Consider the following 23,097-nt stretch of genomic DNA (forward strand, 5'->3'; position numbering starts at 1 on the left):
CCGGCCTGTCACGCCGGGGGTCGCGGGTTCGAGTCCCGTCCACTCCGCCACTGAAAAAGAGAAGCCCTGAGCAACTGCTCAGGGCTTTTTGTTTTACATCCTGATTCAGGATGTTCAGCAGAACCGTAATGCCAAATATCCTGCGTGTCTGTTTATAAAATAATCATAAATTCCTTTTGTATGTATGATTATTGTTATTAAAATCATTCCTATCGACTCCAATAAAGTGTAATAGAAAACGAAATGTTTGTTGTTAAGTTTATTAATAATGAAGCGAATGTTGTCGATTCTTTCATCGCCCAGATGAATGCAATGGTGCGGAATGATCTTGCGCATTATCCAGACACATTCAGAATGATCAAGATAACAGCGAATAGAGCTGTTTATTGTTATTCTTTCGAACAACGGGTTTTCTATATAAAGCTTTATTTTTTTTCCAATCCGCTTAAATATTTCAAACATCTTTTTCGTTATTCTCATGGTATTCATGGCTATAAAAAAAGTATCCGTTTGCTTAATGAGAACGTTTCAACGGCGACACCTGTCTTAGCCATGTCCTATCTGGGTGGCTTACGTAGTCTGGTGGTTCATGAGGCAATACCGGGTGTTGATGCAGAAGAATTTTTCATAAAGAATTCCCATAACCAAAGTCAGAGATATACCGTACTTAAAAAAATAGGTGCTTTAATCGCAGAATTGTTTTCTAAGGGTTTTTCTCATGGGGATATGAATTTTGGCGGGTTTATTGTGGATGTCCAGGATGAAAAAATATCCGTCTCTCTCATTGACGTGGATAACATAACTAATAAACCCCAAAAACAATTCCGTGATATTGTGAATCTTAATGCGCATCTCTTTATGACGGCAAAAAAAGCTCAGGTCGAGATGCTCAGTAATGATGAGCTGAAAGCAATGTATTTGTCTGTGCTGAGTATTTACAATTTTGGCATGACGGATGCTGTCTTTTTTGAGCAGTTGAATCTGGAAACAGAACAGAAACTGATCCGATGGGGACAGAAAGGCTATATTGCTATTTAATCACCTTTCTGACGGTTTTAATCTTTATACTTTAAGAGTTTCAATAACTCGCTGCAGTGCTGGTCGACATCCGTAATTTGTGGCATGAACTGATCCGGTTGCGAGAGAATCAGCGGCGCATTTTTCTGCATCCGGAGGAATTTTTCCAGTGCCTCTGTCAGTGATTCAGTTGTGCGCTGGAAGCGGGTACAGGCTGGTTCTGCAATAACCTCAGTGGCGCCTACGGTATTGGCCAATATAACAGGTGTTCCGCATAGCACAGCTTCAGGTCCTACCAGTCCGAAAGGTTCGTATTTTGACGCCAGAATGGCGGCATCTGCTGCTGCATACAACGCAGGCATGTCATTACGGAAACCAAGATTGATGACTCGCGGATGTGTGACTGCTTTCCGACTGGCAATTGCCAGAACAAAACGTTTATCCGCTTTTTCCAGTGCACCCAGTATGAGATCCAGCCCTTTCCGATCATGGTTATTCGATGGAAATAAAAGCAGGATCTGGTCATGCTGAATGCCCAGTTCTTTTCTTATTTGTGCTCTCTCTTTTCTCGCATCTAGTGAAAAGGAACTGAAGCTGACTGGCGGGTAGATAATGTGTAGTTTATCTTTGTCGATTTGATAATGATCGATAACTTCCTGGCCGACCTGTCTGGAATGAGCAACGATACATTTTGCGTGTTTATAAAAAGAAGTTTCTCTCTTTATTGTCAGATAATCAAAAATTCCATGATGTGTCTTTTTTACCGCATTTAAAAAACCTTTATGGGTACCGCCAACGACCGCGATATCGGTTGGACCTGATACACGTGTCAGGCCAATAGTTGGCCACGCATTATTAATATATTTTAATGCGGTGATATCAAACAGGTGCTTGTTGATTCTGGAAAATGGCGTGAAATCAGGAACTTTGACAAATTCTACACTAGATGGGGCAATTCCTGGCCAGCTGATTTTACGGGCGATAACCCGCAAAGGAATATTTCTGGCGGACAGGTTTTCTATGAGATCTAATGCATATCGTTCCATACCGCCACCAGGCTTGATGGTATGGTAAATGATATTGATGCCTGTCATGCTGTCGTTACTCAATTTGTCAGATCCCATAGTGTTATCAATCATCGCTGCCTAGTTCAGTTTTTTAAAGTAGTGAACGATAAAGCGCAAGGTAACGCTTTGCCATGGAGGCAGGAGTGAAATTATCCAGTTTTTCTTTGGCAGTTATCGCCAGACCTTCTCTTAATGGCTTGTTATTAAACAAACGGAGGATGGCTTCAGCCAAGGCGTCGGCATTGTTCACCGGGATGAGCAGGCCGGTTTCTTCATGTTTTACGATGTCCGGGATTCCATCCACATCACTGGCAATGATGGGTACTCTGAAATCCATCACATCCAGCAGGGTCGAACCCAAGCCTTCATTTCGGGATGGAAAGACAAAGAGATCCAGAGCGGCAAAATAGTCACCCGGATTCTTTTTGAACCCTAACCATTCCATATTGCGCAGATGCTGGCTCTCTTCCCTGAATTGTTCACCATCCGGACCATCACCCAACATAATAAAGTGAATATTGGGCACCTTATTTTCGAGCAGCACGGCTGCCTTGATGATTTCGCGTTGTCCCTTGTGCTTATCAACTAATGCGCCGGCATGTCCGATCAGAAATTTGTCCTGATACTGCTGGCGGATCTTTTTGCTGATCTCCGGGTGATGAGGCAGATGCGCCAATGCGCTGGGGATCGTTGTGACCGGAGTGAGTTGCAATCCGGCAAGATAATTGGCGATTGGCGAGGAGATGGCTACCGCCTGGCTGGCCTGTTTGTAGCAGAGTTTATTGAATAAATTCTGTTTTACTGGCTGCGGTACCCGGCGGGTCAGAATATAAGGCGTACCTCGCAAGCGGTTTTCAATCCATGCCCAATGGACGGCCTTTGCTTCATGCGCATGGATCAGGTCTATTTTCGGGTGAGTAGCAAAATGCCCCATCAACTGATGGTTGGCGGCAATAAACTCAAGATTGCTGACGCCTTTCAGATGCTCCCGCAGCGGCGAGTTATCCCGGCAGACCAGATACTGTTTCAGGCCATGCTGTGCCAGCTCTTTGATTAATAACTCTGTTTGTCGTTCTCCACCCCGGAAGCCTTTCGCTAAGTTGACATGCATGATGGTCGGTGTCATCGGTGATCCTTTGGGTGTACTGCGTTGCATCACCCATAACTCGGCATATTTCAGAAAGGTGTAATAAGCAGAGATCACGGATAACAGGAAGCCCGCCGATCCATCCAGCAAGCCGCGCTGGAAAAAATACATCCGGCAGAATCTCAGCAGGGAATGCATGGAGGCAGCGAGAAGAGTGGTACGTTTCCCTTGCTGATATTTGGCCAGGGCCCAGTCATGGGCATAGCCGGAGGATTTAGAAACATGATGCCGCAGACTTTTGTAGGGATAATGGATCAGATCGTTTTTCAGGCGTTTTACCGCCATATCCTGCGGGATAATCACTTTTTCATGGACGTAGCTGTCGTTGTACGTGGTCAGAACTCTGGGATATAAGCGAAGAACCGGTTTGGGATACCAGCCACAGTGGCGGATATAGCGGCCGAAGTACCAGTTCAGGCGGGGTATCGAATAACCGGTGTTATCAGCGGGTTTGGCGATAACGGATTCTATTTCTTCCCGCAGCTCCGGTGTGACACGCTCGTCAGCATCTAACCAGAGGCACCAGGTTCCGTTGGCAAGACGCTGAGCGCGTTGCCGCTGGACACCGAAACCCTGCCAGTCGCTGTCCTGATACACTTTTGCCTGATAGCGTTCGGCTATTTTCAATGTGTCATCCGTACTGCCTGAATCGAGAATGATTATTTCACTGACCCAGTCTTTAATCGTATCAAGACAGGCTGCCAGATGTTGTTCTTCGTTTTTGACGATCAGAATGGCGGAAATGAGGACATCTTCATTCATGGCTTCGGCTCTCTTTGATTTTTGCGGCCACTTCATCAAAACGCTGCTTAACGTCAGCGATCCGGATGTGCTGCATGGCGTCGGCTTGTTTTAGCCGCGTTCTCCAGGCTAACTGCGCCATGGGTTTTCCGGTCTGCGCCTCAATCAGCGTCTGATATACGCTGACGATGTAAGCCCGGCAGAAATAGGGGCCGGTTCTTTCCGGATTGTGGTGCGCATAGAGACCAATGACCGGGGTGCCGACCGCCGTCGCCATATGTGCCGGTCCGGTGTCAGGCGCCAGAACCACGGTCGCCTGCTGAATCAGCGCCAGTAAGCGTTTCAGGGTGGTTTGTCCGACCAGATTAACCGGTTTGTGTTGGCAAAGTGCCGAGATCGCTTCGGCAAACTGTTTTTCCTGAAGAGCCGGACCTCCGCACAGGATCACATGGAATCCTTGTGTTGCAGCATGGTCAGCCAACGCGGCATAGCCTTCCTGGGTCCAGTTCTTATAGGCTTTACTGGCCGAGGGCGCGATCAGCAGCGTTGGTTTTTCTCCGCTGACGGTTTGCTTTGCCCAAGCATGATCGGCTTCAGTGATAGGGATATGCCATTGCGGTGTTAAATCATGCACGCCCAATTCAGCGGCAAAGGCCATGAAGCCATCCAGGACATGCGGTGACTGTGGTGAGGGGACTTTGTGGTTAGTAAATAACGACTGACCATCCCCTGCACGCTGTTGGTCGAATCCAAGGGTTTTACCGGCTTTGATACCCAGGCTTAGTAAGCTGGCTCTGAGCGCGGATTGCATATGCAATAACGCGTCAAAACGGCGATGACGTAGCTGTTGCCAGATGGAGGTGTACGCCCGCAGCCCGGCGGCTTTATCAAATATGATGACTTCAACGCCCGGTAGATCATGCAGCAGGCTGGCTTCGGCTTTGCCCATGATCCAGGTGATTTTAGTCTGCGGCCACTGGCGCTGGATGGCCTGCACCATGGCCACGGCGTGTACGCAGTCACCAATCGCAGAAAGGCGGATAAGACACAGCGCTTCAGGCGCGCGGAGAAACAAAGGCATAGTGTTATCGCTTGGGCGGAATATGCAGATATTATGCTTTACAAAGGATGAATAGGGAAATCACCACAGCAGAATGTGACTTTTCCTTCTGCTGTGATGAATCTTATAACGCGGCTAATGCCTGCCAGACCATGTCCGGTGATAGTTCGGTCAGACATTTCAGATGCTTCAGCGGACACTGCTTTTTGAAGCAGGGACGACAGCTGATGTCAGTTTGCACCACTTTTACCTTCTGCGAAAGCGGCGGGGTATAGCCGGGAGAGGTGGAGCCATAAACTGCGACCAGCGGGGTGCCGACTGCAGCAGCGATATGCATCAGACCGGAGTCATTGCTCACCACTTTATGGCAGGCAGCGAGTAAATCGAGGGCTTCGGTCAGACTGGTGGTGCCAGCGATCAGATGACAATGTGCCTGCTGCTCTGGCGTCAGATGCGCGTGGATGGCGCGGGCAACGGGCTGATCTTTGGCGGAACCGAAAATCCAGACATCACCGCCTTGCTCAATCCAGCGTTGCGCGATCGCCGCATAGTGCTGTTCCGGCCAGCGTTTCGCCGGACCAAATTCGGCGCCAGGGCATAAGCCTAAAACCGCTCTTTCGGTGGTGAGAGAGAGCCGTTCTTTGACGGCGGTCTGCTGCGCGGTGTCGACTTGCAGGGATGGATACGGTATGGCGGGTAAATCCTTGGCAGAATGCATTTTCCGGTGCGGGAAGGCTAATGCGCAGTAACGCTCGACCATCAGCGGGAAGCTTTCTTTGTTGCGACGCAGATCGTTCAGCAGACCGTAGCGGGATTCACCCTTCCAGCCGGTACGCAGTGGAATACCGGCGAACAGCGGGATCAGGGCGGACTTCAGCGAATTGGGCAGAATGATCGCCTGGCCGTACTTATTGTTTTTCAGTTGACGGCCGAGTCGCCAGCGCGCAGCCAGATTGAAATCGCCATGGCCCAACGGCATTTCTATCGCCTTATCTACTTCCGGCATCCGCGCCAGCAAGGGCAGACACCAGCGGGGCGCCATAACATGCAGTTTCATGTGTGGATGCTGTTGCTTCAGGGTGATATAGAGACTTTGTGACATCACCATGTCGCCGACCCAGGCCGGCCCGATAATAAGCATATTTGACATTACAGTAAGCTCTTGTCTGTCATCAATTGTTGAGAACGGAGCGCGGAATATAAGAATATGACCGAAACACAATAAAACACGATGCCTGAGCTGTGGTACAAAAAGGCCTGACTCAGGCTGTAATCGATCGTGGAAAGCACCACTATAACGCCACCGGCCGCTAATGTGCGAACTTCCGGTGCAAATGACGGTTTCAGATATTGTTTAAACAGATACAGCGGGATCAGCAGCAGTGCCAGCAGAGCGCCTAACCCGATGATGCCTCGTTTGGCCATTTCATCCAGGAACTGGTTGTGAGCGTGGCTGTTAAAATCGTAGGCTTCCTTGGTGATCAAGCCTCGTTTGTATTGCTGTTCCTGTGACAGGCGCACACCATGGCGACCCCAGCCAAACAGCGGTTTTTCCAGGAAGCTGTCGACCGAACTTTTCCAGATTTCAAAACGGTGTCCCAGCGAGGTGTTTTTATTTTTTCCGGAAAAATAAAGACTGATATCGCTTTTCGCCGCTTCGATACGTTTGGGTACACCACTTTGTGGCGTCAGGCAGAAGATGACTAATAACGTCAGCGCCAGACTCATACCCAGTTTTACTTTCGGTGAGAACCAGTCCCTGAAAATACGGTAGAGCACAAACAGGATCACCGGAAATAATACCCAGCCACCGCGGGAGCCGGAAAGGATGCTGCCCAGCACGCCAAACGCGGATGCTGCCGCAAAATAGACAGTCAGACCCCGGTTGGCTGTTTTTATGCTCCACATCACGCCACATAGGCTGATCAATCCCAGCGTCATGCTGATATCGCCGCCCTGGATCGGCACCATCCATTCAAAGGCCCGGCCGTAACCGGTTACCAGGCGATCATATAATGCCCGGCCGCCGGCGGTGATGGCCCCTGTCGCGATCCCTGTCATCAGCCATTTGAAGCGGGGGGGATTGCGCAGACAGAACAATAAGACCGCCGCACCCATGATGACTTTGCTCGGACGGTCAAACTCCCGGAGTGTTCCGCCATCGGTGAGAATCGACAGACCGTGGATCAGCGGATAAATCAGGAGAATGCCAAACAGTAACCAGCTGTTTTTATCCAGCATCTGATAGCTCCGTTTCCTGAAAAGCAGGGGCAATGACATAAGCAGCAGTACCGCAGGCGCGTAAGAGTAGCCACTTCTCGTACTGATACAGAGTACACCGAACAAAAGATAACAACTTTGAATTATCAGGGATTTTATCTGTTCACTGCTTACTGGCATGTGTGTTCCGCATAAAAATTAAGCATAGTCTTGAGTAAGACTATGCTTCTGGATTTGCTTATTGGGTTAATAGCCGGAGAACGTTTATTTGTTCAGCCACGCCATGTATTCAGCCACACCTTCGGCGACGGTACGGAATTTAACATCGCAGCCGGTCGCGCGCAATTTGGTCAGGTCGGCCTGGGTGAAGCTCTGATAGCGGCCTTTCAGGTGATCCGGGAACGGGATGTATTCGATTTCGCCTTTCCCGTGGTGTTTCAATACTGCTTCCGCGACGTTCTGGAACGGTTCTGCGTTGCCGGTGCCGCAGTTGAAGATGCCGGATTTGTCCGGGTGATTCAGGAACCACAGCACGACTTTGGCCACGTCTTCGACGTAGACGAAGTCACGGGTCTGACCGCCGTTCGGGAAGCCATCGCAGCCTTCGAACAGTTTGACGTTTTCGCCCTTCAGTACCTGATTGTTCAGATGGAAGGCGACGCTGGCCATGCTGCCTTTGTGCTGTTCCCGCGGGCCGTAGACGTTGAAGTATTTCAGACCGACGATCTGCAGATCGGTTTCCGGCAGGATGCGGCGCACATATTCGTCAAACAGGAACTTGGAGTAGCCGTACACGTTCAGCGGCTGTTCGAAACGACGTTCTTCGATAAAATTGTCGTTGCGACCACCATAGGTGGCGGCAGAGGAGGCATAGATAAACTGCACGCCGTATTCCAGACAGTAATGCAGCAGGTCTTTGGAATATTCGTAGTTGACGTCCATGACGAACTTGCCGTTCCACTCGGTGGTGGCAGAACAGGCGCCCTGATGCAGGATGGCGCTGATGCCGCCCCATTCCTCAAAATGATCACCGGAAACGATGCGGGCAATGAATTCGTCTTTGTCGATGTAATCGGCGATATCCAGGTCGACCAGATTGATGAACTTGGTTCCGTCAGTCAGATCGTCGACCACCACGATGTCTTTGCGACCTGCTTCGTTTAATGCTTTTACCAGATTACTGCCGATAAAACCGGCGCCACCAGTTACGATGATCATGTGCTATCGCCTCGCAGACGTTATCCAATGTTGCCCGGGCATGTCCGGGAATATGCCGGCAGTTTACCATATTTAATCCGCACTGCAGCGGCTTCCGTATCAGACGCCGCGCTCAGGATATCGCCGCGGACAGGCCCGCCCGTCGGCATGGAATAAATGGCAGCGTTCTGCCGGCAAGCCGATGTTCAGCGCGGTGCCTTCTTCGACGACGGCGACATCATGGTGGCGGTACACCAGCGCGGAATCCTGCCCGGCCAGCTGCAGATGAATATGGGTTTCGTTGCCGAGCTGCTCGACCACCTGAATGTCGCCGCAAAGATGATGAGTGGCATTGTCGGCGTCCAGCAGATGTTCGGGGCGGATACCAAGGGTCATCTGATCGCCGGCCGAGACGGTCGAGCCATCCACGGGCAGCCAGAGGACGGTTTGCCCGGCGATCTCCACCTGTACCCGTTCACTTTCTGCGGCCAGTACGGTGACGGGCAGAAAGTTCATTTTCGGCGAGCCGAGAAAACCGGCGACAAAACGGTTGGCAGGGTAGTGATACAGCTCCAGCGGTTTACCGACCTGGGAAATGTGGCCTTTGTCCAGCACGACGATTTTATGCGCCAGGGTCATGGCTTCCACCTGATCGTGGGTGACATAAATCATGGTACAGCCGAGGCGCTTATGCAGGCGAGCCAGTTCGATGCGCATCTGCACCCGCAGGGCGGCGTCGAGGTTGGAGAGCGGTTCATCCAGCAGGAAAACATGGGGTTCGGCGACCAGGGTGCGGCCGATGGCAACCCGCTGGCGTTGTCCGCCGGAGAGGGCCTTGGGCTGGCGATCGAGCAACTGGTCGAGCTGCAGGGTTTCGGCTGCCTGTTGTACCCGTTGCCGGATCTCGGCCTTGCCGGTGCCGGCCAGTTTCAGGCCGAAAGACATGTTATCGGCAACGGAGAGATGCGGGTAAAGAGCATACGACTGGAACACCATACCGACGCCGCGTTCGGCGGGCGGAATGTCATTCATGCGCTGGTCACCGATCAACAGATCGCCGGCGGAGATATCTTCCAGCCCGGCGATCATGCGCAGCAGGGTGGATTTGCCGCAGCCGGACGGGCCGACGAAAACCACAAACTCGCCGTCTTCAATATCGAGATTGATGTCTTTGGAAATGGTGACATCGCCGAAGGTTTTACAGACATTACGCAGGGTTACACCCGCCATCACAGACTCCTGTTACGACATTATGCGGTTGGCCGAGATCAGAGAGTGTGCCTGCGGTTGTCGGGTGTGAACATCACAAAGGTGCTTTTTTGCGAAGTTTAAGCGGTTTTCGTAAGAGGCCTGATACACATCAGGCCAGATGCGACATTATGAGCGGGGCTGAATGCTGTTAATAAAGATTGGCCGTGCGCTGGTGGAACCCAGTCGTTCTGCTTCCTCAACCAGTGTCATGGCCTGCGCCAGGTTGCCCTGTTTCACGGCTTTTTCGATCTGCTGGTTAAAATAGTGTTCCGTATCCGGTAATGGCTTCATGGCAGTTTTGGTCGTTCCGGCTTTTGCCGGCGTAAGGGCCAGTCCGGTTGCGGAGGTGGCATCCGGGTGACCGCTGCCAATGGTGACGGCATCGTTATTCCGTTCCGCCGTGATTTTCAGGCTGAGATGGCCCTGTGTACTGTGTTGCGCGATCGGATCGGGGATGTTCGGTGGCTGGTTGCCGGTAGCTTTGGCATATGCCTTGGCGGCGCCTTCCAATGTGGTGTGTTGCGCCACATCCTGTGGGGTAGTGTAGATCAGCAGATAAATGCTTTTCTGGTCCGGTGCGGGAGCGAGTTTCAATGTGCCCTCCAGCCGATCGGCGGTTAGCAGCGACGCGGGTTGATAGCTGAACTGGTTGCTGGAGTAAAACGCCGCAGGTTGTTGGTTCTGATCCAGCACCAGGACGTTAGGTGCGAACACCTGTTTGCCATCCAGCAGACTGCGTAAGCGCAATGTCAGCGTGCCGTGACCTGCCGGCAGTTGCAGTGCCAGCACTTTGCCGCTGATCTGGTTCAGGGGGATGGTTTGTCCTGAGGCATCCATGTCGAATTCGGCATTTTCACCGGCCTGAACCGGTTGCCAGTGAATGGCTTGCAGATGCGATGCCGTGATGGCCGGCGCAGTCTGGTTATCTTCTGCGGCGAAAACCGGTGTGGCCAGACCACCGAATGTCAGGGACAGCAAAAAGGCGAGCGTGGTGTATTTCATAAAGGCGACCTTATTTCAGATAACAGCAAAGCAAACAGCCGGCTCAACCGAGCCGGCTCAGAACCATTACCACCAGGCTTCGAACTGCGCGCCGAAGGTCAGCTGGTTGTCATCCGCGGCAGCGCCCGCATTGAAGTTCTCGTCCCACTTGGCGTAAGTGGTGTACAGGCGGATCGCTGGACGGGCCCACTGGTTGTTACCGGCCTGCCATTGCTGCGCCAGCGTGACTTTGAACTGCTTGTTGGTTTCGTCAGAGGCCTGATCTTTGACATGGTCATAACCGGCTTCCAGCTGGGTGCTCATGATCGGCGTCCATTTGTACATCGGGCGCACGCCGGCGCTGTACCAGGTGCTGCCGTTGTTATTGTCCAGATCGGTGTCCTGATACAAACCGACGTACATCAGATCCCACTTGTCGTTCAGGCTGATGGCACCGTGATCGATGACGCGGAGCATGCTGCCGTTGTTGTTGACGGAGGCGCCCTGGGCATGGCCGTTATTCCAGGAGGTCATGGCGTCGGTCGCATATTGCACCACGAATTTGTTGAAACCGTTCAGCATGCTCTGGGTGTGTTCGGCCGTTAACATGACGCCGCTTTCAGAGGCATCGTCCGCCAGCTCGTAACCGTCAGCAGTGTTGGCGTGGCCGTAAGTGGCACCCAGTTCCAGCGTACCGTCGGTGTTGGTGGCCAGGCTGGCTAAACGCAAATCGAAGATATCGTTGTTGGTGTCTTTGGTGGTTTCTTTGCCATCAATCCATGCTGTGGAACCGCCGCTTTCGGTATCACGGGTAACGGCGGCAGACAGCTTGCCGAAGCCCAGGTCGATGTTTTCCAGACCGGCACCCGGACCGGAAATATCCCAGTAGTAGAAGTCGATCATGTGCACGTCATGACGCTGGTAGAAGCGTTTACCGGCCCACAGGTTGGCGCCCGGCAGTGCGGCAATCAGGTTCTTGCCCTGCACGTTCATTTCACGGAATGCCGGGCTGGTGGACTCCCAGTCGTTCTGCTGGGAAACGGAGTAGGCCACGTTGGTATCTAGGGCGAAGACCTGATCATTTTCCTTGTACAGATCCTGTCCCAGCTTCAGCTCGGCATAGGTTTCGCATTCGTTACCCAGACGGTATTTGGCACCGGCGCCGGCCAGCTGGTGGCACTGCTGTTCGCCGCCATCGCTGGTCCAGCCGATACCGGAACGCGCATAACCGTGGAAATCGACCGCCATCGCGGAGGCGGAGGTCAGTACCGCACCAATGGCCAGAGCCAGCGGCAGTTTTTGCAGATGATGCATCATTGTAGTTTTTCTCCTTGCACTTGGCGTTGAGATGGCCCGGGAGATGAGCGAGGGTTCCGGGCCAGCTAAGGGCTAGACGCCCAATTCTTTATGCAACCGGCGGCAGGCGGTGCCGTCTTCGCGGAACAGATGGCAGCGGTGTACCGGCAGGCCGATTTCGATGGCGGAGCCTTCTTCGACCAGCGCGACATCGTTGTGGCGGTACACCAGGTTTTGCTGGATGCTCGGCATCTGCACGTGGATCTGGGTTTCGTTGCCGAGCTGTTCGACCACACTGACCTCGCCGCGCAGGCGGTATTCGGCATGCTCGCCGGGCAACAGATGCTCCGGACGGATACCGAGGGAAAGCATGGTGCCGGGCTGTAAATCGTGACCTTCCACCGGTAGCCAGAGTTGTTGCTGATCGTGCAGTTCGACCTGTACACGTCCGGCTTCGGCAGCGATGACCTTCACCGGCAGAAAATTCATCTTCGGCGAACCGATAAAACCGGCGACAAAGCGGTTGGCCGGGTAGTGATACAGCTCCAGCGGTTTGCCGACCTGCGCGATGCGACCACCTTCCAGCACCACGATCTTGTCGGCCAGCGTCATCGCTTCGACCTGATCGTGAGTGACGTAAATCATGGTGCTGCGCAGCCGCTTGTGCAGACGGGCGATCTCGATGCGCATCTGCACACGCAGGCCGGCATCGAGGTTGGACAGCGGTTCATCCAGCAGGAACACCTGCGGTTCGGCGACCAGGGTGCGGCCGATGGCGACACGCTGGCGTTGACCGCCGGAGAGCGCTTTGGGCCGGCGATCCAGTAGATGCGCCAGTTGCAGCACTTCCGAAGCGTGATTGACCCGCTGCTGGATCTGCGGTTTGTCGGCGCCGGCCAGCTTTAGACCGAACGACATGTTGTCGGCCACCGACAGATGCGGGTAGAGCGCGTAGGACTGGAACACCATGCCGACGCCGCGTTCGGCCGGCGGCACGTCATTCATGCGGCGTTCGCCGATCATCAGTTCGCCGGAGGTGATATCTTCCAGTCCGGCAATCATGCGCAGCAGGGTGGACTTGCCACAGCCGGACGGGCCGACAAAGACCACAAACTCGCCGTTATGGATCTCCAGATTGATGTCTTTGGAAATCGCTGCCTCGCCGTAGGTTTTGCATACATTTCGCAGTGTCACGCCCGCCATGAGTTACTCCTTACCACCTGACTTTTCCCGTATTGCCCGTGGCAACCGGATTACTGACTGCGGTCAATAGTGCGGCGGGTTAGCGAGGAGGAAATCCTCCGCGAAAAATCTTTTTGGGGGGGATGAGACGGGTGGAGGAGGAAATGCGGAATCAGGGCGGGCGCGGTGGTGCAGACGAAATAGTGTGAGGCTGACCGCAATCTGACGACGAGATTTTGTTGCGCCAGCGCACAAAATCTATGGTTGTGTCGGTTGTGTCACATAAAACAGGGGGAGGGGCGTAGAGAGGAGGAGGATGCTGCACTGGCTACACCACTGCAGACTGTGTACCGCTGCCGGAAGAGACTGCGTATTCCCTGTGCGCTGTGACTGTAATTAGCCCGCTTTTCCGCAACATTTATCCATGCGACATCGATTCATGCGATATCTCTATCATGTGAAGAGTTATGCCATTCAAGAAGGACGTGACAATGAAAAAGATAAAAAACCTGGCCCTGACCGCGTTAGCTGCGCTGGTGATTTCGGCTCCGGCAATGGCCAAGCTGCAGGAAGGTAAACTGGTTATCTGGATCAACGGCGACAAAGGTTATAACGGTCTGGCAGAAGTCGGTAAGAAGTTTGAGCAGGATACCGGGGTGCAGGTGCTGGTCGAGCATCCGGACAAGATGGAAGAGAAATATCCGCAGGTGGCCGCTTCCGGCGACGGTCCGGATATCGTGTTCTGGGCGCATGACCGGTTTGGCGGCTATGCCCAGTCCGGTTTGCTGACCGAGGTGAATCCTTCCAAAGAGCTGAAAGACAAGCTGTTCCCGTTCACCTGGGATGCAGTACGCTTCAACGGCAAACTGATTGGCTATCCGGTGGCGGTGGAAGCGCTGTCGCTGATTTACAACAAAGACCTGATCAAGACTCCGCCTAAGACCTGGGAAGAAATTCCGGCGCTGGACAAGGAACTGCGCGCCAAAGGCAAGAGTGCCATCATGTGGAACCTGCAGGAACCTTACTTCTCCTGGCCATTACTGGCGGCTGCCGGTGGTTACGCCTTCAAAACGACTGCAGACGGCTATGATGCGAAGAATGTTGGTGTGAATAACGAAGGGGCGCAGGCCGGTTTGCAGTTCATCGTCGATCTGGTGAAGAACAAGCATATTTCGGCTGACGTGGATTACTCCATCGCTGATGCCGCGTTCAACAAGGGTGAAACCGCGATGACCATCAATGGTCCGTGGGCATGGAGCAACTCGGACAAGAGCGGCATCAACTACGGTGTCACTCAGTTGCCGACCTTCAAGGGTAAGCCATCCAAGGCGTTTGTCGGCGTGCTGACCGCAGGCATCAACTCGGCCAGCCCGAACAAGGATCTGGCTGCGGAGTTCCTCGAGAACTATCTGCTGACCGACGAAGGTCTGGACAAGGTGAACAAGGACAAACCACTGGGTGCGGTGTCGCTGATGTCCTTCCAGAAGAAACTGGAAACGGATCCGCGCATTGCGGCCACCATGGCGAACGCGCAGACGGGTGAAATCATGCCGAACATTCCGCAGATGACCGCGTTCTGGTATGCCGAGAAAAACGCCATCGTGAATGCCACTGCCGGTCGTCAGCCGGTGAAAGCAGCATTGGACGAAGTGGCCAAGCAAATGACGAAGTAATTCCCGCTCGTCAACAGTCGTAAAAGAGGGCGGGTTGCCGCCCTCAGTTGTAATCAGACGGAGTGTCTCATGCAGTTATCTGTTGCCCATACCACTCCGCCGCGCCTGCCACAGAACAAGAAGTGGTGGCGCAGCGCGATGTTTACCCGTTCCTTACTTGGTCTGGTGGCCATACTGAATGGCTATTTGATTGTGCAGATGTACGCGCAACGCGAATATCTGTTTGCGATGCTGACGTTATTGCTGGCCGGAACCGGGATTTACCTGTTTGCCAGCCGCAAAGCCTACTCCTGGCGCTATGTCTATCCGGGACTGGTCGGCATGGGACTGTTTGTGCTGTTCCCGCTGTTCTGCACCATTGGCATTGCGTTTACCAACTACAGTGCGATGCATCAGCTCAGCTTTGAACGTGCGCAGTCGGTGATCATGCAGCGCCAGTTCCAGAGTGGTAATACACTGGGTTTTACTCTGCTGGGCAGCGATGGCCACTGGCAGCTGCAACTGCAGGACGGTGAAACCGGGCAGATGCTGTTATCGGCACCGTTTGCGCTGGATAACCAGCCGCAGCGCCTGACCATGATGCCACAAGCCGGTGATGCCGGTTTGAGCAAGGCGCCGCTGAAAGTGATCACCAAAAACCGTCAGGCACTGGGACAGCTGACCGCGGTACTGCCGGATGGCAGCGAGCTGGTGATGAGTTCATTGCGCCAGTTCTCGGCGATCAAGCCACTGTATAGTCTGCAAAGTGACGGCCGTGCTCTGCGCAATAACCAGAGTGGTGAGCTTTACCTGCCAAATGACGAGAGCGGCTATTATCAGGCGGTAGATCAGAGCGGGAACTGGGTGGCCGACAGCAAGCTCAGCCCCGGTTATACCGTGACCATCGGCTGGGATAATTTCCTGCGCGTGTTACAGGATAAAGGCATCCAGCAGCCGTTCATCAAAATCTTTATCTGGACAGTGCTGTTCTCCGGGCTGACCGTGCTGTTTACGCTGGCGGTGGGCATGGTGCTGGCCTGCCTGGTGCAGTGGCAACCGCTGAAAGGCAAGGCGATGTACCGTCTGCTGCTGATCCTGCCATATGCGGTGCCGAGTTTTATCTCCATCCTGATTTTCAAAGGTTTGTTTAACCAGAGTTTCGGTGAGATCAACATGCTGCTGGAGCAGATGTTCGGCCTGAAACCGGAATGGTTTACCAACCCGATGCTGGCGAAGGCGATGATCCTGATCGTCAACATCTGGCTGGGGTATCCGTACATGATGATCCTCTGTATGGGGCTGCTGAAAGCCATTCCGGACGATCTGTACGAAGCGTCGGCGCTGGATGGTGCGACCCCGCTGCAGAATTTCTTCCGCATCACGCTGCCACTGCTGATCAAGCCGCTGACTCCGCTGCTGATTGCCAGTTTCGCTTTCAACTTCAACAACTTCGTACTGATTCAGTTGTTGACCAACGGCGGGCCGAACATGATTGGCACCAGTACGCCGGCGGGGAATACCGATCTGTTGGTGAGCTACACCTACCGCATCGCGTTTGAGGGCAGTGGCGGACAGGACTTCGGTCTGGCGGCGGCGATTGCGACACTGATCTTCCTGCTGGTGGGCGCGCTGGCGGTCCTTAACCTCAAAGCCAGTAAATTAAGCGTGGAACAATAAGGAGCTGCAGTATGGCTATCGTGCAAACCAAAGCATTACGTTATCGCCTGTGGGCGGCGCACGCCGGGTTGTGGTGCTTTATCGCGCTGATCATGTTTCCGCTGCTGATGGTGATTGCGATTTCACTGCGTAGCGGCAACTTCGCTACCGGCGAGTTGATCCCGTCCAACCCGTCGCTGGATCACTGGAAACTGGCGCTGGGTTTCAGCATCACCAATCCGGATGGCTCGGTGACCCCGCCGCCGTTCCCGGTGCTGCTGTGGCTGTGGAACTCGGTCAAGGTAGCATTTGTCACCGCGACCGGCATCGTGGCACTGTCTACCACCTGTGCCTATGCCTTTGCCCGCATGAAGTTCCGCGGCAAGAGCGCGCTGCTCAAAGGGATGCTGATTTTCCAGATGTTCCCGGCGGTGCTGTCGCTGGTGGCCTTGTATGCCCTGTTTGACCGTATCGGGCAGTACATTCCGTTCCTGGGTCTCAACACCCATGGCGGGCTGATCTTCGCCTATCTAGGCGGTATCGCGCTGCATGTCTGGACCATCAAGGGCTATTTCGAAACCATCGACGGTTCGCTGGAAGAAGCGGCGGCGCTGGATGGCGCGACCCCATGGCAGGCATTCCGCCTGGTACTGCTGCCGTTGTCGGTGCCGATCCTGGCGGTGGTGTTCATTCTGTCGTTCATCGGTGCAGTCACCGAAGTACCTATCGCCTCGCTGCTGCTGCGTGATGTCGGTAGCTACACGCTGGCGGTGGGTATGCAGCAATATCTCTATCCGCAGAACTATCTGTGGGGCGATTTTGCCGCAGCGGCGGTGTTATCCGCGATTCCAATCACCGTGGTGTTCCTGCTGGCACAACGCTGGCTGGTCGGCGGTCTGACTGCCGGGGGGGTCAAAGGGTAGTTTCACTTTTTATGGTTGTGTTCGTTTATCTTTCCTTGTTTTGACGGAGTTATTCCCGGATGCCAGTTGCCAGACTGGCATTTTTTTCTGCTACGCTTTTTTAAGGGAGAGGTCTATTGCCGCGGTTTTATCTGCGGCGGGAGTGTGACGATGCGTTACACCAATCAGGATGGCAGTCAGCGATCCTTTCCACTCAAACATGTCCTGCGCCGCCAGACCGGCTGGCATGGCGAACGGCAACCGCGCTCGGGACGTACCGGAATACCGGTGCCGGTGGTGCATAATGACGGTGCCGATTTGCATCAGTACCAGCACGATACGCTGACCTGGATCGGTCACTCCTCGTTTTTACTGCAACTCGGCGGACTCAACATGCTGATCGACCCGGTGATGTCGTCATCACTGGGCGGCGTGGTGCCGCGCAATGTGGCACCGGGCTTAAGCTGGTCGGCACTGCCGAAGAAAATTGATGTGGTGATGATCACCCACAATCACCGTGACCATATGGATGTGCCGACGCTGAAAAAGCTGGGGCCGCATCCGCTGTATCTGGTGCCGCACGGCATGCGGCACTGGTTCCTGAAAAACGGTTTTCCGCAGGTGCAGGAGCTGGAGTGGTGGCAGCAGACACAGGTGGGCAATGCCATCATGACCTTCGTGCCGGCACAGCACTGGAGCCGTCGCGGGCTGATGGACATGAATACCAGCTGGTGGGGCGGTTTTGTCATGGAACATGACGGCTTTCGCCTCTATCACGCCGGTGATACCGCCTGGTTTGAGGGTTTCCGCGACATCGGCCGGCGGTGCGGTCCGATTGATGTGGCAATGCTGCCGATCGGTGCCTATGCGCCGCGCTGGTTTATGCGTCATCAGCACATGGATCCGGACGATGCATTAAAGGCCTTTGTCGCGCTGGAGGCGAAACTGTTTGTCGCCATGCACTGGGGCACGTTCAAGCTCACCGATGAACCGCTGAATGAACCACCGATCCGGTTGCGCGATCTGTGGCATAAATTGCAGTTGCCGCAGGGACGACTGGCAATTCCTGCCATCGGACAGACGCTGGAGTTTCCGCGGCTCGATCTCTCCATGGCATTATCGGCCGAATAAAAAAGGGACTGCCATGCAGTCCCAAAAATGCCGCTCAGCGGGATAACTGTCGGCGGCGCCGGTTTATTTCCGCCAGCAGCGAGGTGACTTCTGGATCACGGAACATCGCTTCCAGCGTAGTGCTCAACTTGCGGCGCCAGTTGGGGTAAATCTCGTGCGTGGTGCCGGGAATGTTGACCGGCATGGTCATATTCAGCCAGTCCTCCGGCTGCAGGCCGAGCAGGGCGCTGTTGCTTTGCGCGACGTGGTAGTGAATGCCGCGGTTCAGCGCCGTATTCATCTGCATGCCCTGTGCATGCCGGCTGTACTCGTCCGGCAGACTGTGTTGACTGTGCAGGCTGTCGAGCATGCGTTGTTTGGCATGTTCCCGGTCCGCATAGAGGCGGCTGAGCACCTCGGCGTCCGGATACAGCCCCAGTGTCTGACCGAGCGTCAGATCGTCCGCCTGCCAGTAGCCGTACAGTGTCGGCATGTCGTGGGTGGAGAGTGTGGTCATCGCCTGTGCCGGATAATCCTGCGGTGCATAGAAACCGCTGTCCGGTGCCGGGGCGCGCTCAAAGTAGAATACCTTGTAGGAGTAGACACCATTCTCGCGCAACTTGGTGACGATTTCCGCCGGCACGGTGCCGAGATCTTCGCCGATGACCATGCACTGATATCGCTGGCTTTCCAGTGCCAGTATTGCCAGCAGATCATCCACCGGATAGCTGACAAAGGCGCCATCGACTGCGGTCGAGCCCTGCGGTACCCACCACAGCCGCAACAGACTCATCACATGATCGATACGCAGCGCACCACAGGCTTTTATGTTCGAGCGGATCAGATCGATGAACGGCTGATAGCCACGCTGACGCATGACCTGCGGCCGCATGGGCGGCAGCCCCCAGTTCTGGCCGAGCGGACCGAGGATATCCGGCGGGGCACCCACCGATGCCTTCAGGCAATAGAGTTCACGATCACACCAGGTTTCCGTGCCGCCTTCGGTGACACCGACCGCCAGATCGCGGTAGATGCCGATCAGCATGCCGGCATCACGCGCGCTTTGCTGGCACTCCTGCAACTGACCTTGCGTCAGCCACTGCAGCCAGGCATAGAAGCGGATCTCATCGGCATGCTCCTGACGGAACGACGTCAGCGCCGGACTGTCCCACTGCTGATAGTCCGCCGGCCAGGCTGGCCAGCCCCAGGCGTTGGCATCCTGCTGTTTCAGCCAGACATGCAGCGCATCGTAGGTAGCCTGCTGCTGCAGACTTTCGCCCTGCTGTTTGCAGAACTGTTCGAATTCGGTGACGCGTGGAATATCGTGCGGCAGCGAAGCGAAGTACTGATAGGCCAGTTTCAGGCCGGTCAGTTTCAGCGCGGTGACCTGCGGATAATCGATATAGTCGCAGTCACGGGCGGCCTGCAGCTGTTGCCGGGTTTCCGCGCTCTGCCACCAGAGCTGCGCGGCGGAGCTGAGCTGGAAGTCCGGCAGTTTGTGCACGGCAATGTAGATGATGTTCAGCCAGCGGCGGGATGAGGGGCTGTACGGGCTGGCGCTGTCCGGACTGGCCGGATAGAGCGCATGCAGCGGGTTGAGGCCGACAAAATCCGCGCCCTGTGCGGCCAGCTCGGTGACCATCTGTTTCAGATCGGCGAAATCACCGATACCCCAGTTTTCCTCGGAACGCAGCGTATACAGTTGTACGCAGGCGCCCCAGGTTTTCTTGCCCTGCTGGATCGCATCCGGCTCATAACAGCGGCGCGGTGCGATGATCACCCGGCTTTCGGCAACTACTTTACGCCCCTGCAGCAGGCAGAGTTTGTGATAGCCGATGGGTAATGTTTCGGGCAGTGTCAGAAAGCCTTGCGCGACCAAACCGCGTAGCGGCTTGCCGTTTTCCGGCTGCAGGCGCCAGTGGCAGGTGTCGGTGACACCATCCTGCAGCAGGATGCGGAATAGGTCATCCTGGCGGAATACACAGACTGGCGGCAGCAGACCGCTGTCCGGTGTGAGGTCGCCCAGCGCCGCCAGAATCTTTTCCTGGGTGCTGACTTTGATGTGTATCGGCTCACCGTGGGCACTGATGTAACTGTCGGCAATACCGGCCGCTTTTGCGGCCGTTTCGATAGCAGAGATATCCATAAGGCATCCTTATACGGCTGGTTGCCAGATCTGGCGTTGATAGTCACGGATGGAACGGTCGGAGCTGAACATGCCGGTACGGGCAGTGTTCAGAATGCAGCGCCGCAGCCACGCTTCCGGTTGCTGGTAGAGGGCATCGACCTGTTGCTGTGCTTCCCAGTAGGCATCGAAGTCAGCCAGCACCAGATAAGGATCACCGCCTTCCAGCAGACTGTGCCACAGTGGTTGCAGCGCCTGCGGGTTATCCGGGGTGTAGTAGCCGCTCATCAGCTCATCCAGTGCCGCTTTCAGGCGCGGACTCTGCAGGACGTAATCGTACGGGTTATAACCGGCGGCCAGCAGTGTTTTCACCTGATCGACGGTATGACCGAAGATGAACAGATTGTCGCGGCTGACCTGCTCGGAGATTTCGACATTGGCGCCGTCCAGCGTACCGACGGTTAGTGCGCCGTTCATCGCCAGTTTCATGTTGCCGGTACCGGAAGCTTCTTTACCGGCAGTGGAGATCTGCTCGGAAACATCGGCGGCCGGGATCAGCAGCTCCGCCAGCGTCACGCGGTAATCCGGTAGGAATACCACCTTCAGCTTGTCATTGACGAACGGATCGTTGTTGATGCACTCCGCGACCTTGTTGATCGCCAGAATGATGTTCTTCGCCAGGTGATAGCCCGGTGCCGCTTTGGCGGCGAACAGGAATACGCGTGGTGGTACGGCCAGATTCGGCTGCGCACGCAGCTGCTGATAACGGGCGATGATCTGCAGCAGGTTCAGGTGCTGGCGTTTGTATTCATGCAGACGCTTGATTTGCACATCGAAGATGGCGTGCGGATCAAGTTTGATGCCCTGGGTCTGCCAGACGTAGTCGGCCAGCCGTTGCTTGTTAGCCAATTTGATGTCGCGGTAACGGCGGCGGAAATCGGCTTTGGCGGCAAACGGTTCGAGATCGCGCAGCGTGTCGAGATCACGCGCCCAGTCCACCTTCAGCGTTTCATCCAGCAGTTCAGCCAGCTGCGGGTTGCACTGTTTCAGCCAGCGACGCGGGGTGATGCCGTTGGTGACGTTGTGGAACTTCTGCGGCCAGAGCTCATTGTATTCCGGGAACAGATCGCTCTTCACCAGATCGGAATGCAGTTGCGCCACGCCGTTGACGGCAAAACAGGTGACCACACACAGATTGGCCATGCGGATGCTGCCATCGTAAATCACTGCCACTTTCTCATCGATCTGGTCATCGTCCGGCCACTGCTGGCGGGCCTGTGCCATAAAGCGGCGATCGATTTCATCGATGATGTAATAGTGACGTGGTAGCAGAGTAGCCACCAGATCCTGCGGCCAGCACTCCAGCGCTTCCGGCAACAGGGTGTGGTTGGTGTAGGCAAACAGACGGGTACAGATCGACCAGGCATCTTCCCAGCACATCTGGTGATCATCCAGCAGCACCCGCATCAGCTCCGGAATGGCGATGGTCGGATGGGTATCGTTCAGCTGGATCACTTCGTAATCCGGCAGTGACAGCAGGCTGCGGCCAGCCGCCAGATGGCGGTGCAGAATGTCGGCAATCGAGCAGGCGCAGTGGAAATATTGCTGCATCAGGCGCAGCTCTTTGCCCGGCTGATGATTATCGCTCGGGTAGAGCACCTTGCTCAGTTTGCTGGCAGTGACACCGGCTTCCACCGATTGCAAATAGTCGCCGTCATTGAACTGCTGCAGGTCGAGTGGCGTCGGGTGGCTGGCGTGCCACAGACGCAGGGTTTGTACCACCTGATTGTGATAACCGAGGATCGGCAGGTCATGGGCTTCACCCTGAATGGTCAGGGCCGGTACCCAGTACTGACGATCCTGGTCATCGGTGCACACTTCGCCGCCGAAGCCGACCGGCAGTGTGAGCCCGACGTGTCTGGTCAGCCACGGGTAATGTTCGCTGTGCCAGTCATCCGGCGCTTCCTGCTGCTCGCCATTGCGGAATGACTGACGGAACAGACCATACTGATAGCTCAGGCCATAACCGGTGGCTGGCTGATCGACCGCCGCCATCGAGTCGAGGAAACAGGCGGCCAGACGACCCAGCCCGCCGTTACCGAGGCCGGGATCGACCTCCTGCTCCAGCAGGTCGTTCAGCTCGCGACCGTATTTACTGACTACCTCGCGTACCACATCGGCACAGTCGAGGCTGATCAGATTGTTCAGTGTCAGGCGGCCGACCAGAAATTCCAGCGACAGATAGTTCACATGGCGCTCAGCGCCAGTCGCCGCGCGCAGTTGTCCTTCCGCACGGCGTGCTGCCACCTGCTCGTTGACGGCGGCACTCACTGCCAGCCACCACTGATACGGGGTCATCTCACGGGCAGATTGCAATCCGAGACGCTGCCACTGACGGCTCAGGGCGGCATCAAATTCGGCGGCTGAAAACAGCGCCGGTTTCTTCATTGGTTTTTTGCTGGTCATTCGTTTTGTCCTTCGTCATCAGGAAAA

17 protein-coding genes are annotated in these 23,097 nt (G+C 54.9%); 5 read left to right on the forward strand and 12 right to left on the reverse strand.

Annotated features, from left to right (window positions below; genetic code table 11):
- Window positions 1–243 precede the first annotated feature (243 nt).
- Complete coding sequence (locus tag HNR75_RS14100; RefSeq protein WP_188027631.1) at window positions 244–1,038, forward strand: lipopolysaccharide kinase InaA family protein; 795 nt, start codon at window positions 244–246, stop codon at window positions 1,036–1,038.
- Between the two features lie 17 nt (window positions 1,039–1,055).
- Here HNR75_RS14100 and HNR75_RS14105 read toward each other — a convergent pair whose 3' ends face one another.
- From HNR75_RS14105 to malK (HNR75_RS14155), 10 genes are all read right to left on the reverse strand, one after another.
- Entirely contained in the window at window positions 1,056–2,156 is a 1,101-nt protein-coding gene (locus tag HNR75_RS14105) for a glycosyltransferase family 4 protein (RefSeq protein ID WP_188027632.1), read from the reverse strand.
- A gap of 19 nt (window positions 2,157–2,175) precedes the next feature.
- Window positions 2,176–3,993 carry a glycosyltransferase gene (locus HNR75_RS15565; RefSeq protein WP_246358969.1) on the reverse strand — a complete coding sequence of 606 codons (1,818 nt, stop codon included), beginning with the start codon at window positions 3,991–3,993 and terminating at the stop codon, window positions 2,176–2,178.
- Window positions 3,986–5,053 carry a glycosyltransferase family 9 protein gene (locus HNR75_RS14120; RefSeq protein ID WP_188027633.1) on the reverse strand — a complete coding sequence of 356 codons (1,068 nt, stop codon included), beginning with the start codon at window positions 5,051–5,053 and terminating at the stop codon, window positions 3,986–3,988. Before HNR75_RS14120 ends, HNR75_RS15565 begins: the two co-directional genes overlap by 8 nt.
- A 103-nt stretch (window positions 5,054–5,156) precedes the next feature.
- A complete protein-coding gene (gene waaF / locus HNR75_RS14125; protein WP_188027634.1) occupies window positions 5,157–6,182 on the reverse strand; it encodes a lipopolysaccharide heptosyltransferase II in 1,026 nt (341 codons plus the stop codon).
- Complete coding sequence (locus HNR75_RS14130) at window positions 6,182–7,273, reverse strand: O-antigen ligase family protein (RefSeq protein WP_188027635.1); 1,092 nt, start codon at window positions 7,271–7,273, stop codon at window positions 6,182–6,184. Before HNR75_RS14130 ends, waaF begins: the two co-directional genes overlap by 1 nt.
- Window positions 7,274–7,516: 243 nt before the next feature.
- A complete protein-coding gene (gene rfaD, locus HNR75_RS14135; protein ID WP_188027636.1) occupies window positions 7,517–8,470 on the reverse strand; it encodes an ADP-glyceromanno-heptose 6-epimerase in 954 nt (317 codons plus the stop codon).
- A gap of 99 nt (window positions 8,471–8,569) precedes the next feature.
- Window positions 8,570–9,679 carry a maltose/maltodextrin ABC transporter ATP-binding protein MalK gene (gene malK, locus HNR75_RS14140; RefSeq protein WP_188027637.1) on the reverse strand — a complete coding sequence of 370 codons (1,110 nt, stop codon included), beginning with the start codon at window positions 9,677–9,679 and terminating at the stop codon, window positions 8,570–8,572.
- Between the two features lie 147 nt (window positions 9,680–9,826).
- Window positions 9,827–10,702, reverse strand: coding sequence for a maltose operon protein MalM (gene malM, locus HNR75_RS14145; protein ID WP_188027638.1), 876 nt, complete (start codon window positions 10,700–10,702; stop codon window positions 9,827–9,829).
- A gap of 66 nt (window positions 10,703–10,768) precedes the next feature.
- Complete coding sequence (locus tag HNR75_RS14150; RefSeq protein WP_188027639.1) at window positions 10,769–11,998, reverse strand: maltoporin; 1,230 nt, start codon at window positions 11,996–11,998, stop codon at window positions 10,769–10,771.
- Window positions 11,999–12,070: 72 nt separating this feature from the next.
- Window positions 12,071–13,180 carry a maltose/maltodextrin ABC transporter ATP-binding protein MalK gene (malK, locus tag HNR75_RS14155; protein ID WP_188027640.1) on the reverse strand — a complete coding sequence of 370 codons (1,110 nt, stop codon included), beginning with the start codon at window positions 13,178–13,180 and terminating at the stop codon, window positions 12,071–12,073.
- 470 nt (window positions 13,181–13,650) lie between these two features.
- Between malK (HNR75_RS14155) and malE the strand changes: the two genes are divergently transcribed.
- From malE to HNR75_RS14175, 4 genes are all read left to right on the forward strand, one after another.
- Window positions 13,651–14,832 carry a maltose/maltodextrin ABC transporter substrate-binding protein MalE gene (gene malE / locus HNR75_RS14160; protein ID WP_223157932.1) on the forward strand — a complete coding sequence of 394 codons (1,182 nt, stop codon included), beginning with the start codon at window positions 13,651–13,653 and terminating at the stop codon, window positions 14,830–14,832.
- Between the two features lie 69 nt (window positions 14,833–14,901).
- A complete protein-coding gene (malF, locus tag HNR75_RS14165; protein WP_188027642.1) occupies window positions 14,902–16,488 on the forward strand; it encodes a maltose ABC transporter permease MalF in 1,587 nt (528 codons plus the stop codon).
- A gap of 11 nt (window positions 16,489–16,499) precedes the next feature.
- On the forward strand, window positions 16,500–17,390 hold the full coding sequence (gene malG, locus HNR75_RS14170) for a maltose ABC transporter permease MalG (protein WP_188027643.1): 891 nt from the start codon (window positions 16,500–16,502) through the stop codon (window positions 17,388–17,390).
- A 150-nt stretch (window positions 17,391–17,540) separates the two neighbouring features.
- Window positions 17,541–18,500 carry an MBL fold metallo-hydrolase gene (locus HNR75_RS14175; protein WP_188027644.1) on the forward strand — a complete coding sequence of 320 codons (960 nt, stop codon included), beginning with the start codon at window positions 17,541–17,543 and terminating at the stop codon, window positions 18,498–18,500.
- A 34-nt stretch (window positions 18,501–18,534) separates the two neighbouring features.
- Here HNR75_RS14175 and malQ read toward each other — a convergent pair whose 3' ends face one another.
- Window positions 18,535–20,625, reverse strand: a complete 2,091-nt coding sequence (gene malQ, locus HNR75_RS14180; RefSeq protein ID WP_188027645.1) for a 4-alpha-glucanotransferase — start codon at window positions 20,623–20,625, stop codon at window positions 18,535–18,537.
- A 9-nt stretch (window positions 20,626–20,634) separates the two neighbouring features.
- A complete protein-coding gene (malP, locus tag HNR75_RS14185; protein ID WP_223157933.1) occupies window positions 20,635–23,070 on the reverse strand; it encodes a maltodextrin phosphorylase in 2,436 nt (811 codons plus the stop codon).
- Window positions 23,071–23,097: the final 27 nt, after the last annotated feature.

It is taken from the genome of Tolumonas osonensis (assembly GCF_014202415.1).
Classification (GTDB): domain Bacteria; phylum Pseudomonadota; class Gammaproteobacteria; order Enterobacterales; family Aeromonadaceae; genus Tolumonas; species Tolumonas osonensis.